Source organism: Planococcus sp. YIM B11945, assembly GCF_050864155.1.
In the GTDB taxonomy this organism is placed as follows: Bacteria; Bacillota; Bacilli; order Bacillales_A; family Planococcaceae; genus Planococcus.
The window spans coordinates 251,023-263,974 of the sequence record NZ_JBOZWR010000003.1; the positions used below are offsets into that span (position 1 = coordinate 251,023).

Annotated in this window: 14 protein-coding genes and 1 tRNA gene; 7 read left to right on the forward strand and 8 right to left on the reverse strand. The window is 45.5% G+C overall.

All coding sequences use genetic code 11. The annotated features are described in order from the left end of the window. Positions 1-43: 43 nt before the first annotated feature. Entirely contained in the window at positions 44-187 is a 144-nt protein-coding gene (locus ACRRQV_RS05880; RefSeq protein ID WP_432528652.1) for a hypothetical protein, read from the forward strand. 93 nt (positions 188-280) lie between these two features. On the opposite strand, the gene ACRRQV_RS05885 is transcribed toward ACRRQV_RS05880, so the two are convergent. Further along, positions 281-1,117 carry a DNA-3-methyladenine glycosylase family protein gene (locus tag ACRRQV_RS05885; protein WP_432528654.1) on the reverse strand — a complete coding sequence of 279 codons (837 nt, stop codon included), beginning with the start codon at positions 1,115-1,117 and terminating at the stop codon, positions 281-283. 94 nt (positions 1,118-1,211) lie between these two features. Between ACRRQV_RS05885 and ACRRQV_RS05890 the strand changes: the two genes are divergently transcribed. The 3 genes from ACRRQV_RS05890 to ACRRQV_RS05900 all read left to right on the forward strand — a co-directional run bounded on the left by ACRRQV_RS05890 (position 1,212) and on the right by ACRRQV_RS05900 (position 2,676). Then, on the forward strand, positions 1,212-1,922 hold the full coding sequence (locus tag ACRRQV_RS05890; protein WP_432528656.1) for a thermonuclease family protein: 711 nt from the start codon (positions 1,212-1,214) through the stop codon (positions 1,920-1,922). A gap of 14 nt (positions 1,923-1,936) precedes the next feature. Next, positions 1,937-2,458, forward strand: coding sequence for a 2'-5' RNA ligase family protein (locus ACRRQV_RS05895; RefSeq protein WP_432528658.1), 522 nt, complete (start codon positions 1,937-1,939; stop codon positions 2,456-2,458). Positions 2,459-2,603: 145 nt separating this feature from the next. Then, positions 2,604-2,676, forward strand: a tRNA-Val gene (locus tag ACRRQV_RS05900). Between the two features lie 151 nt (positions 2,677-2,827). Here the strand turns inward: ACRRQV_RS05900 and ACRRQV_RS05905 are convergent. The 5 genes from ACRRQV_RS05905 to ACRRQV_RS05925 form a co-directional block, all read right to left on the reverse strand. Then, positions 2,828-3,919 (reverse strand): ketopantoate reductase family protein, encoded by a 1,092-nt coding sequence (locus ACRRQV_RS05905; protein WP_432528660.1) that lies wholly within the window; start codon positions 3,917-3,919, stop codon positions 2,828-2,830. 377 nt (positions 3,920-4,296) lie between these two features. Next, positions 4,297-6,333 (reverse strand): TRAP transporter permease, encoded by a 2,037-nt coding sequence (locus ACRRQV_RS05910; RefSeq protein ID WP_432528662.1) that lies wholly within the window; start codon positions 6,331-6,333, stop codon positions 4,297-4,299. Further along, on the reverse strand, positions 6,311-6,847 hold the full coding sequence (locus tag ACRRQV_RS05915; protein WP_432528664.1) for a DUF1850 domain-containing protein: 537 nt from the start codon (positions 6,845-6,847) through the stop codon (positions 6,311-6,313). Before ACRRQV_RS05915 ends, ACRRQV_RS05910 begins: the two co-directional genes overlap by 23 nt. Before the next feature lie 70 nt (positions 6,848-6,917). Continuing rightward, positions 6,918-7,913 (reverse strand): TAXI family TRAP transporter solute-binding subunit, encoded by a 996-nt coding sequence (locus tag ACRRQV_RS05920; protein WP_432528666.1) that lies wholly within the window; start codon positions 7,911-7,913, stop codon positions 6,918-6,920. A 221-nt stretch (positions 7,914-8,134) separates the two neighbouring features. After that, complete coding sequence (locus ACRRQV_RS05925) at positions 8,135-8,719, reverse strand: phosphatidylglycerophosphatase A family protein (RefSeq protein WP_432528668.1); 585 nt, start codon at positions 8,717-8,719, stop codon at positions 8,135-8,137. A 101-nt stretch (positions 8,720-8,820) separates the two neighbouring features. Here ACRRQV_RS05925 and ACRRQV_RS05930 point away from each other — a divergent pair, with 101 nt between their 5' ends. The 3 genes from ACRRQV_RS05930 to ACRRQV_RS05940 all read left to right on the forward strand — a co-directional run bounded on the left by ACRRQV_RS05930 (position 8,821) and on the right by ACRRQV_RS05940 (position 10,570). After that, positions 8,821-9,543, forward strand: coding sequence for an alpha/beta hydrolase (locus tag ACRRQV_RS05930; RefSeq protein ID WP_432528670.1), 723 nt, complete (start codon positions 8,821-8,823; stop codon positions 9,541-9,543). Between the two features lie 76 nt (positions 9,544-9,619). Then, the gene (locus ACRRQV_RS05935) at positions 9,620-10,138 is read left to right on the forward strand and encodes a YjcG family protein (RefSeq protein ID WP_432528672.1); all 519 of its coding nucleotides are present in this window, start codon (positions 9,620-9,622) and stop codon (positions 10,136-10,138) included. Continuing rightward, a complete protein-coding gene (locus ACRRQV_RS05940; protein WP_432528674.1) occupies positions 10,139-10,570 on the forward strand; it encodes a GNAT family N-acetyltransferase in 432 nt (143 codons plus the stop codon). Between the two features lie 57 nt (positions 10,571-10,627). Here the strand turns inward: ACRRQV_RS05940 and fabI are convergent, their stop codons facing one another. Both fabI and mgtE read right to left on the reverse strand, forming a co-directional pair. Next, positions 10,628-11,398: an enoyl-ACP reductase FabI gene (gene fabI / locus ACRRQV_RS05945; RefSeq protein WP_432528676.1), complete on the reverse strand. Its 771-nt coding sequence runs from the start codon at positions 11,396-11,398 to the stop codon at positions 10,628-10,630. Positions 11,399-11,487: 89 nt separating this feature from the next. Next, positions 11,488-12,858 (reverse strand): magnesium transporter, encoded by a 1,371-nt coding sequence (mgtE, locus tag ACRRQV_RS05950; protein WP_432528678.1) that lies wholly within the window; start codon positions 12,856-12,858, stop codon positions 11,488-11,490. Positions 12,859-12,952 lie beyond the last annotated feature (94 nt).

Below are 12,952 nucleotides of genomic sequence, written 5' to 3' on the forward strand. Positions count from 1 at the left end.
AATAGTCAAACAATTAAGATTGAAAATCGAGGAGGAACTCAACATGAACGATCACACAAACTGGTGGGAACCGATTTTTTCAGGTGAACTTGAAGTTGGATTGAACAAAAATCGACTGGATGACATGGAGCAAGAAACTTTTTTGTATTTCAACGAACCGCAGCTTGATATGGAGACGAACGCCTAAGTGAAAAAACTATTCATTGGCTGTTGCATCAGTACATAAAAACGCCTTTTTCAAAAACCATTGAAAAAGGCGTTTTGCATTTTTGCATGTGTTTTATTCCAAACTGCGCCATAAATAAAGCGACGCATACGATAAATACGGCGACCATTCCGGCAAATGCCGCATGATTTCTTCCGTTTTCGGTTTTTCTTCCCGGTGCCATTGGATTTTCAAGGCATTTTGAAGCCCGATGTCTGCCAGTGGAAACAAATTCGGCCGGCCCAATCCAAACAGCAAAAAATTCTGGGCGGTCCATGGACCGACGCCTCGGTAAGCAATCAATTCCTCCGCGATTTCATCGTCTTCTTTTCCGGCCATGCTCTCGATAGCCAAGCGGCCTTCTGCAATCGCCTTCGACAAGCCAATGACGTATTCCGCTTTTCGGGTGCTGAATTGCAGCTCCCGGAACTCCTCTACAGTCCGTTCGGCAATAACCGCAGGTTCAGGATAAAACCAAACCCCTTCAATTTCTTCGCCGTAGTTTTGGACAAAGCGGCTTGTTAATGTATGGGCAAAAGCCAAGTTCAACTGTTGATGGATAATGCTTTTCATCAGTGCCCCGTACAGCGAAAACTCACGGACGAGCGGCGTGCCTTTATGCTCTTCAAAAAGCGCAGCAAGATTAGTATGCTGAAAATGTTCATGGACGGGTTCAAGAGACCGGTGAAAATGAAACAATTCTTTCACATGATCCATTTGATGCTCCTGTGCCCCTTCGATCAGAAAAACCGGATTTTCGCTTGTGCCGACGGCTTTAACTGTAACCACATTCTTTTCAGCCATCGGCACCTTGACGCTTTTGTCCGATAAATCGACAGCGTGCAGCGGGTCCAGCGACAGCCGGTTGAGCGCCCGTTCGAAATCGTAAAAAAACGGCAGTGAAATTTGCATAGTCCTCCCCCTTTTTTCAACCGTACCGAAACAAACATTTGTTTGCAAGCTTGATCTAGACAAAATATAATGATCATTGAAAGCAGGAATTTTGATGAAATACTTTATGCTATTGATTGGCCTGTTCATGCTCTCGGGCTGTACGTTAAGCGATTCAACAGACACTGGCGGCACAATCGACCGGATTGAGGTTGATGTTGTTTCCGTTATTGATGGCGATACCATCAAAATCGACTTTGAAGGCAAAGAACAAACGGTCCGCTATTTGCTGATCGATACACCGGAAACCAATCATCCATCGCTCGGCGAGCAGCCGCTTGGAAAAGAAGCGACCGCTGAAAACAAGCGCATCATCAATTCCGGCGACGTATCGATTGAATTTGACGAGGGCGGCCGATTCGATGACTACGACCGGCTGCTCGCTTACATTTACGTCGACGGCGAAAGCGTGCAAGAAAAAATGCTAGAAGCCGGTTTGGCCCGCGTTGCCTATGTCTATCCGCCAAATACCCGGTACTTGGATGAATTCGAACAAACAGAACAACAAGCGCGCGATGCCAAAATTGGCATTTGGGAGTTCGACAATTACTCGACCGATCGTGGATTTAACGAAGATGCCTATGGAACTTCCAAACACGCTATAGAAAACAAAAACGAATGCACCATCAAAGGCAACATCAACCGAAACGGCAATAAAATCTATCACTTGCCGAGTGATGGTTCATATGAACAAACCAACCCGGAACAATGGTTTTGTACCGAACAACAAGCCCGGGATGCCGGATTTAGAAGTGTTGGCCAGTAAAAAGGAGGATTTCCATGCAAGTCATCGTGCTGCGTTTTGATTACGCGTCATCTAAGAAGATTGAAGAAATGCAAAAACAAGGGAAAGTGGCAAGTTTGAAAAATGAAACCAGCTTCCCGCCGCACCTCACCTTGCAATCGTTCAAGCAAACGAAGCCGCTTGATCTAAAAGCCGCTGTGGAACCATGGGCAGAAAACTTCAAGCAACTGCCGCTATCATTTGATTCGCTTGGATTTTTCAAGCAAAAAGGCACATTTTTCTTATCGCCTGTTTCGACACATAGCTTAACTGAACTGCATCGCTCCATCAATTTATCGACCCGAGAATTCAGCGGTCAAGACCCCCTGTATCTTCCCGATCATTGGGTACCGCATACTACGGTCATGGACAACATAGCAGCTCCTTTTTGGGGGCCGTTGTTTGGCCGCTTGTCGATGGAATTCGAACCTTTTGAAGGGACAGCGACTGCAATTGAATGCTGGTCCGTCGTAAACGGCCGTGCACAGAACGAGTGGAGCGTTTTTCTATCGGAGTAGGCATTTGACTCACGAAGAGAGCGCTACCTTGACAGGGTAGAGGTCGCTGGTTCGTCCCCTGTTTAAATTGGCAGTTGTTTCCTATGAAAATAGTATTGACTTTTTTTCCGGCGGCGATTATGATTATATTTGTCCTGGAAATTGAGATTCCTTAGCTCAGCTGGGAGAGCGCTACCTTGACAGGGTAGAGGTCGCTGGTTCGAGCCCAGTAGGAATCATTGGGTGCCAAACCCACGGCAAACTTTAGGAACAAAGTTTGCTCCACAAACCGTTGCCTTCGGGCGGCGGTTTTTTATTTTGCCTAAACCAAACACCGGAAAAAAGCTGCTCGCTTTCTTCCGGTGTTTTTTGAATAAATGGCTTATGCTGCTAATTGATATCCATGCCACTGTATTCTCTTTGTTTTTTTATTAGCGCAATCAAGGCAGCAGAGGCGGCAACTCCGATTGCTGCACTGTATACGACTCCCCATCGAAGCGGGATATTTTTCGATCCGACCGGCAAAGGCTCTTTGAATCCATAAGTGTATTCCGTCAGCTCATCTACGGTCGGCGTCGGTGTATTGCCAGGCCATATCATTTCATAAAATTCATCTGTTAAATGTTCGACTTCATCTGCGGCCGTCTTTAAATGGCCCATGACATTTTCGAATGTCGAGCTTTTGGCCAATTTGCCAAGTGCCAAAACAAAAACCGGCTCTGGAATCCGGTCGATGATTCGGAGCCCTGGAGGAGCAAGGGGAATCCCAGCATTTTGAGTTGCCTGCAATGATTCATGAAGCGCACGCTTTAACAAAACGTGAGCATCCCGGGTAACAGCAAAATGCTCTAATTCGGTATTGCATGCGTAAACGGCTGGAGCCAATGTTGGAATCAGCAAAGCAACGTGCGTTTTCAGCCAATCGTCCATATCTTTTCGAATTTCTACCCGGTACCCACGCATGGAACTGAGCACCTTCGCAACTTCCCGGGTTCTGGCTGTAACGCTTCCATCCGCTTCGCCAATCGGCAATACCATGGGCTTCGCTTCTTCGACTGGCATCATGTGCATGACATGCCCGTTCTTAAAGCCGCCGGGATGAGGAAAACCGGCCATTACCCGTTCTTTACCGAGCGCCTCAATAAATTCCTGCTGCCCCGCTGCGTTATTCATCATGAAAAGAAAGGTAGGAATTTTTTTATTGGCCGCTAAAACGGGCAAAATATCAGAAACCCGATTTTTACGCATCGGTATAATGACCAAATCATAGATATCCTCTTCATTAAGCCGCTCCACAACCGGAAGGCGGGTCACCGTTTGTTTCCTTGTTTCCGTATTTTCGGTAATCACACCATAAGTCTTTAGCTCTTGCTGCCGCTCTCCGTGATCAAGCAGGAATACCGAATGCCCTGCTTCCGAAAGACGTTCGGCGAACAAACTGCCGAAAGGTCCAACGCCATAGATCAAAATTTTCTTTTTCATGACTCTTGCTCCTTTGCAATGATGCTAGAAGAGTGTTTGGCTAATTAGATAAACATTTCGCTGCTTCATGCAAATTCACTAGTAATTCATCAGTTGGTTATCCTCTCTTTCCCTCATAAAGAACTCTCAGAAAAATTTTACAGAACTATTTAATCGCCTTCCTTCTTTGCAATGGCATGGCCAGAGATTCAAGCGAAAAAGCTATGTAAAACATGATATGTATAAAATGCAAGATCTCTTAAATAATAATATTTTTTTGATAATTATATCATTTTTATACGCATTATATAAAATCAAACAGGGAATTTAATAATATTTGGTGCCAGTCCACTTAAAAAACCCGAAAGAAAGCTTCTGCTTTCTTTCGGGTTTTCTAATTATGCTTCTGAAGTATGCGGCACTTTCTTTTCGCGCGACATCCATTGAAGAACAAAAAGAATGAGAAATACGACTGCTCCGATATACGAATAAATGCCTTCCGGATATATCAAAGCTATGCCGGCAGCAAAAGTGATGACTCGTTCTATCCAATTAAGTTTTCGATACCAATAGCCAATTAATCCAGCACCTACCCCTATCATTCCAGTAAACGCGGTGCCGATGACCCAGATCAATTCCGGCCAAGAGGTATCCATCATCAACAGCGCTGGCGACAAGACGAACATATACGGGATGATAAATGCCGCAGCTGCTAGTTTTGCTGCAATAACGCCTGTCCGTATCGGTTCTCCGCCTGATATGCCGGATGCCGCGAATGCCGCGAGAGCGACTGGCGGAGTTATGTCGGCGATGATTCCAAAATAAAACACGAACAAATGGGCAGATATGGCAACCACAACAGGGACAGCCGCACCGAAGGGCTGGTCAATCATCAACAAGGCAATAATCGCCGGAGCCGCAATAGTGGATGTAATAACATAGTTGGCCGTTGTCGGCGATCCCATGCCGAGCACCAGTGAAGCAAGCATGGTGAAGAAAAGCGTCAACAGGATGCTGCCCCCTGATGCCGAAATCAATCCATTAGCCAAACTAAGGCCCAGACCAGTTTTGACAACTACCCCAACAATGATCCCTGCTGCTGCAGTCGCAGCACCAACTGCCAGCGCTGTTCTTGCCCCGTCTACGAGCGCATGGACCATATCCATGAAGCTAAGCCGTGTTTCTTTGTCGATGGCACTGACAAGCACAGTAGAGAGAATCCCATAAAGGGCAGCATGCATCGTCGGAACGCCGACCATCAAAAATACGACAATGACGACGATCGGAATCAGCAAATGGATTTTCCTCAATACTTCTTTCCGATCTGGCATTTCTTCTTTCGACAGCCCTTTCATTCCCACCCGTTTCGCTTCAAAATGCGTCATGATCCAGACGCCGGCAAAATACAAAATAGCGGGAATCGCAGCGGCTTTCGCAATATCCCAATAGCTGATGCCGCCGATAAATTCCACCATCAAGAAGGCTGCGGCCCCCATAATTGGCGGCATGATCTGCCCGCCAGTTGAAGCGGTAGCTTCCACGGCGCCGGCGAATTCTTTGTTATAGCCCAATTTCTTCATCATAGGAATGGTGTAGGCGCCTGAAGTCACCACGTTCGCCACAGAACTGCCGGAAATGGTGCCTTGCAAAGCACTGGAAAAAATCGCAACTTTTGCTGGACCGCCAATCAAATGGCCCGCAAGCAACACGGACAAGTCGTTAAAATACTCGCCGACTCCGGTCTTTACAAGAAACGCCCCAAACAGCAAATAAACAAAGATGAACGTAGCGGCAACCGCAAGCGGCGTTCCAAGAATTCCATCTGTTGTAAAAAACATCAGTTGAACCACTGAATCCAAGTCCTGGCCGCGGTGTTTTAAAAACCCCGGGAAATACGGACCGAAAAAGGCGTAAGCTAAAAAAGCCGACGAAATGATGGTGATCGGCAATCCGACAGCCCGCCGAGTGGCTTCAAGTGTCAACAGCACTGCCAAAATACCGACAAAAAAGTCCATGTCGGTGACCCGGCCGAGCCGGAACACTAAATCGTTGTACATAACTGGCCAGTATGCGCCGACGACGATCGACAAGCCAGCTAAAATATAATCATAAAAAGGCACTTTCCCCCGATCGCCTTTTCGCTTGAAAGCTGGAAACAGCAGAAAAATCAACGAAAGCGCAAATCCTAAATGGATGGACCGCTGAATATATGCTGTAAATTGCCCGTTGATTGCGGTATACAATTGGAATAGTGAAAATGCCAGCAAGCCAAAAAACACGATGTGTTTTACGATTCCGCCTAAATCCCGCGTATTGAATTCCGGGTCATACTTTTGCAGCAGCTCTTTTTGCTGTTCTTCCGAAATATAGGAAAACTCCTCTTCAGGCGGCAATTTTAACTCTTCTTTTTTTTCAGGCGGCACTTTCTTGCTCACTCAGACTCTCTCCTTTCAGCTGCTGAAAAATGGACAAACGCTGAACTTTTACTGTGTACGATGTTCCGCGTTCAAGCGTTTTCTTTAAATCGAATTTTTCGTGGTTGGTCAGCAATGAAAGTTCCGATTCTACATCACCAATAAACAAACGAAACTCCGGCATCTTCCTCTGCATATTCTTAATGAAATACTTTCCGTCCTTTTCGACAAACCGCTCGCCTTTTTCTGCATTTGAAGGCATGCCGATATTAAAGTCCTCGTACTCCAATTCAGTGGCCATCAGCGTATTGTCTTGGAGAACTTGATAGCTTTCGATTACATCGGACAAATGAATAGTGTGGGTGTATTTGATTTGGAAAGACAGATCAGTTAGCGGCAAATAAGCGGCCACTTGGTTGTTTTCATTGTTAATAAACACGTAATTTTCTTTTAGCGGCATGAACATCAACAGAAAAAAACTTGCTAATAGCCCCAAAAAGAAGTAAAAAGTCCGCTTTTTCATTAAACTTGCCATAGTGGGTTCTCCTTCGCCAGCAAACAGAAAGAACGACGATAAAGCTCTAACTTTATCGTCTCCTTATTTTTTATGGATTGACTTCGTCAAAATATTTTTGAGCTCCTGGATGGACTGGAATTCCGATTCCTTCCAATGCCGTTTCAGCTTTGATAAGCTGTGCTTTTGCATGCTGAATTTTGTCGGTGTTTTCAAAAATCGCTTTTGTTACATCGTAGACGACATCTTCCGGCAAATCATTTTGCGCCACCAGCATCGCAAGCACCGAAACTGTCGGCACATCTTCCGCTATTCCGTACGTATCCGCTGGAATGGTTTCATGCGCGTAATACGGGTATTTTTCAATGAGCGCATCCGCTTTGTCTTTTTCAACCGGTACAATGACCACTTCAGCAGAAGCACTTAAACTTTCCACTGCTCCCGTTGGCGTGCCCGCAGTGATGAAAGCCGCATCGATCTGCCCCGCTTGCAAACTTTCCTGAGATTCGGCAAAATCCAGGTTTTGGGCTTTCACGTCTTCCATTGTCATGTCATGGATTTCCAGCAGCTGCTCCGCATTGATATAGGTCCCGGAGCCTGGCGCACCAACTGAGACGCTTTTGCCAGCAAGATCCTCATACGAAGTAATGCCAGATCCTTCAGTAGTAACCAATTGAATTGTTTCGGGATATAAAGCGCCGACCGCTGAAACGGTATCAATCACTTCGCCATCAAACATATTCGACCCTTCTGCTGCGTAAAAGGCCGTATCGGTTTGAACAAATGCCATCTGGGCGTCTCCATCCGCCAGAGCTGTCATATTTGCAGCTGAAGCTTGAGAAGATTCTGCCGTCGTTTTAATGCCTGTTTCGTCTGTAATGATCTGTGCCATCGCTCCGCCTAATGGATAATACGTGCCCGTGGTTCCCCCCGTTAATAGGCTGATAAATTCTGGAGCTGCTGATTCCCCGCCGGTTTCACTTCCGCTGCCGCTTGGTTCTGTTTCGGGTTCACTTCCACATCCTGCCAAAATCAAAGAGCCCGCCAATGCAATCACAGCCCACGCATTCATTTTTCTTATCGCCATTATTCTTCCCCCTTTTTTCTGATTAATTAGATAATTCCAATAATTATCATATCATGACTTTCTATTCAGGGGAATAGCGAATTTCCTATATACTTTTGTCTGCTTTTACACCATAAAATTGCTATTGTAACGATTAAGATAGGTAAGGAAAAAAAGGAAAATGCCGCTCACAAGTGTTGATGCGAGCGGCATTTTTTAAGAATAAGAATTTAGAATAGCCTTCAAGTTTCCGTTCCTTCAATTTGGGATTCCGGCACTGTTTCTTCCGGCGGCAAATCTTCAAACGTCTTGCCTTGCTCTTCCAAATCGCGGGTTCGGTGGGCAATGCGTGCTGATGCACAAGCTGCAACACTTGCTACCAGATCGTCAAGGAACGTATGGACCGCCCCCCCAGCTTTTGTATCTAGCTTGCGGATGACACCAATTTTATTTTTATCCAAATGGCCGAACGTGGTGACGGCAATACTGCCGTAAGTTAAGACAGCCCCAAGGCCGATCATTTCATCAACGCCAAATAAGCCTTCATCGGCCCCGACAATCGATTGAAGCGGCCGAGATAATTTGCCTTGTTCAGCGAGCTCATCGAGTTCGACACCAACTAAAATAGCATGTTGCATTTCCCGTTTGCGCAGCACGCTTTCTACGGATTCCATACAATGTTCTAGTGTCAATCCCTCGTTATAGGGACGCTGCATCTCCAAAACTATTTTAGCAATTTCCTCATTAGTGACGCCTCTTCTGACAAGCGCGTCTTGCGTCGCTTTCGTCACTTCGTCCGAATGCACACGAAATTTTCCACCATCCATCGAAAAACCCCTCTCTCTATTGAAATGCCTTCTTCCCCCATTATACCCTTCTGCAGGAATATGTTACAATTTTCGTACAAACCGGATTAGGAGGATCGACCATGAATCGAGGAAATGTACAGGATTTAACGCTTTACAGCCAAGAACTACAGGAAGATATGCAGCTTCTAGTCTACCTGCCGGCCAATTATTCGCCGTTATATAAATACACACTTGTCATTGCATCCGACGGCAAGGATTATTTCCAGCTCGGCCGCATCCCGCGCGTCGTGGATGAACTGCTGGAAAACAAAGAAATTGAAAACCTAATTGTGGTCGGCGTACCTTACAAGAACGTCAAAGACCGCAGCAATAAATACGAACCAACCGGCGAGCAGCACGCAGCGTATTTGCGTTTCTTGGCCCATGAACTTGTCCCTTATTTGGACGAACACTACCCAACCTATCAAGTTGGCATGGGGCGTGCCTTGATCGGCGACTCGCTTGCAGCTACCGTTTCACTTATGGCCGCTTTAAAATACCCGAATATTTTCGGACGCGTCATTTTGCAGTCGCCTAAAGTGAGCGATGAACTGCTTGAAAAAGTATCGGCTTTCAATTCGGCGAATTCTTTTACGGTCTACCACGTCATCGGTACGGGCGAAACGGCCGTCAAGCTGACTTCCGGAGGCACAGCTGATTTTCTTGAGCCGAACCGACAACTGAACCACTTGATGAAACAAAAAGGCTTTTCTCTTTTTTACGAGGAATTTGATGGCGACCATACGTGGAAACATTGGCAGCCGGATTTGAAACGAGCGCTCATTCAAAACTTCGGCCTGTGATAGTTCTTTTCCAATCTTTCGACACTTTGCTATAATAGAAACATAATATGAATATAACCGATAAGGGGGCTTTACTATGAAATATGGCGTTGCCGCATTTCCATCCAAAAAATTGCAAGACTTAGCCAATTCCTACCGAAAACGCTATGACCCGCATTACGAATTGATTACACCTCATATGACGTTAAAAGACGCTTTTGAAGTAGAAGATGATCAAATTAAAGAGATTTCCGAAAAAATCGCGGAAATTGCTAAAAGCCATAAACCATTTAAATTGCATGCTTCTCGCGTTAGCTCATTTTCTCCTTTAACGAATACGCTTTATTTTAAAGTGGATCCAACTCCTGAAATTTTGGAGCTGCACAAATCATTGAACACCGGTTTCTTTAATACGGAAGAAAAATATTCGTATGTTCCGCACATTACTATTTCCCAAAAATTATCGGATTCAGAACACGCCGATATTTTTGGCCAGTTAAAAATGGTCGGCGTCAATCACGAAGAAATCATCGACCGCATCCACTTGCTGTATCAGCTTGAAGATGGCTCATGGACTGCTTACGAAACGTTCCGTTTAACAGGAGATGATCAATAATTGCAGAAAGTTAAAATTGCTGAAACCCCGTTGGAAAAAGAACAAGCCTTGGCGGTTCGGAGAACAGTTTTTATTGAAGAACAAGGCGTGCCTGCAACAATTGAACTGGATGAACACGACCGGACAGCGGTTCATTTCGTCGGCTACGAACTTGCACAGCCAATAGCTGCCGGCCGCATGCGGGAATATGAGCCGGGCGTAGGCAAAGTAGAACGCGTAGCCGTACTTCCATCCTACCGCGGACAGCATGTCGGCGTTGCCATCATGGAAGCCATGGAAGAATACGCTCGGTCAAACGGCTACTTCCGCTTAAAACTAAATGCCCAATCGTACGCCATTCCTTTTTATGAAAAATTAGGTTATGTCATCACGTCCGACGAATTTTACGACGCGGGAATTCCCCACAAATCGATGGAAAAGCAAGTAATGTAATAAAATCAATTAAAAAAGCAGATCAGCGCATAGGCTGATCTGCTTTTTCTATAATTATTAAAGAATATGGTAGCCGCTATCGACGTGGATGGTTTCTCCTGTAATGCCGCGGGACATTTCGCTGAACAAGAATACGGCTGTATCGCCGACTTCTTCAGGCGTTGTGTTGCGGTGAAGCGGTGCTTTCTCTTCAATTTCATGAAGGATCGAGTTGAAATCGCTGACGCCTTTTGAAGAAAGCGTGCGGATCGGGCCAGATGAAATGGCATTGACGCGGATTCCGCTTCTGCCCAAATCTGCTGCCAAATAGCGGACCGACATTTCAAGCGATGCTTTTGCTACGCCCATAACGTTGTAATTCGGCATTACGCGCTCGCCGCCAATGTACGTTAACGCTACAATGCTGCCGCCTTCTTCCATCAGCGGTTTCGCATATTTCGAGATGACAGTTAACGAATACGAACTGATATTTTGCGCCAACAAGAAACCGTCTCTTGATGTATCCGAGAAGTTGCCGGCCAACTCTTCCGTTTTGGCAAATGCGATGCAATGCGCCAATCCGTGGATGGTGCCCACTTCTTCTTTGATTGTGTTAAAACATTTCTCGACATCTTCGTCGCTAGTAACGTCACAAGGCAAAATCAACTCATGGTTGCCATCTAATGTAGCAACCAAATCGCGGACCGACTTTTCAAAGCGCTCCCCTGCATATGTAAAAATCAATCGGGCGCCTGATTGGTCCAAAGAACGGGCAATTCCCCAGGCAATGCTGCGTTTGTTCGCAACTCCCATAACTACAAACGTTTTTCCTTCTAATGATATCGACATTTATATTCCTCCTGTACCGATTATTATCTCAACTTATTACCTGGTACTAATATTACCCTATAAAAAAGAAAAGTGCAATTCGCACTTTTCTAAAGTTGGTTTAAAAAAGTTGTAGCTAGGCCAAGGTAAATTAATATCGAAATGATGTCATTCAACGTAGTGATAAACGGTCCTGATGCTACTGCTGGATCGATTTTCATGCGGTGGATCAAGAGCGGAATAAATGAGCCGGCAAGTGTGGCTACAAAAATGGAACTCATGACCGCTGTTCCGACCAAAATGCCGATCAGCAATTCGCCTTTCCAGAAATACACCAACCCAATCACGACCACGCCACAGACCACACCGGTAATCAAACCCGTTCCCGCTTCCCTCATCAATAGCTTGAGTTTGCTTTCTTCTTCAATGTCCCCTGTCGCAATACCACGCACGGCGACAGCTAGCGCTTGTGTTCCGCTGTTTCCAGCCATGCCGGCAATCAATGGAATAAATACTGCAAGCAGTGCCACTTGATCAAGCGTCGCTTCAAACAAGCCCATTAAATTTGCGGTCAGCATACCGAGGAATGTCAGCAAGATCAGCCATGGCAGCCGTTTTTTTGCAGCTGTAAACGGCCCTTTGTCAAAGTTTTGCATATCAGTGACACCGGCTAGTTTTGAATAATCGTCCGATGCTTCTTCGTCAAGCACGTCAATAATATCATCGACGGTAATGATTCCAAGCAAATGGTTTTGAAAATCTACAACCGGCATCGCAAGAAAATCATAGTCTTTAATCATGCGAGCCACTTCTTCCTGGTCTTCGCTGACTGACACACTGACGACGCGTTCGCTCATGATCGTGCCAATCAACGTATCTTCATCAGCTATGATCAAATCACGCAGCGTGACAATGCCAGTTAGTTTGCGGTCATCATCGATTACAAAGACATAGTAAATCGTTTCCGCGTTCGGCGCGGCATTTCGAAGAATGTTCATGGCTGAACGGACCGTAGAATTTTGCGGGATGGCAACAAACTCCGTTGTCATAATAGATCCGGCCGTGTATTCCTCATAATGCAGCAAATCTTTGATATCGCGGGCGGCTGCTTTGTCCATAATCGATAAATAGCTCGCCACTTGCTCTTTGTTTAAATTATTTAACACATCCACTGCATCATCGGAAGACATCAAGGCGAGAAGGTCTGCCGCATAGAGCGAATTCATTTCTTTGAATAGGTCTTCGTATTCTTCGTCGTCCAATTCAACGGCTTCAAAAATTTCAGCCATTTCTTTTGGAGAGAGATACTGATACAGCAGCGCGCGTATTTCTGGTTCAACTTGTTCGTAAAACACAGCTTGATCGTATGGATGATAAGATAAGAATTCTTCTCTGAAGCTTTCCAGCTCCCTGCGTTCTATTAAATCCAGCAATATTTCTACATTCAATTCTTCGTCGCGAACTGTTTTTTCTTCCATCATGTATGCTCCCTCCTTTCAAGTGTTTACCTTTCGACTATCGTATTCTATACGTTACACTAGGTTTAAGCAAATAGGCAATCTGGCCAATGAGGTG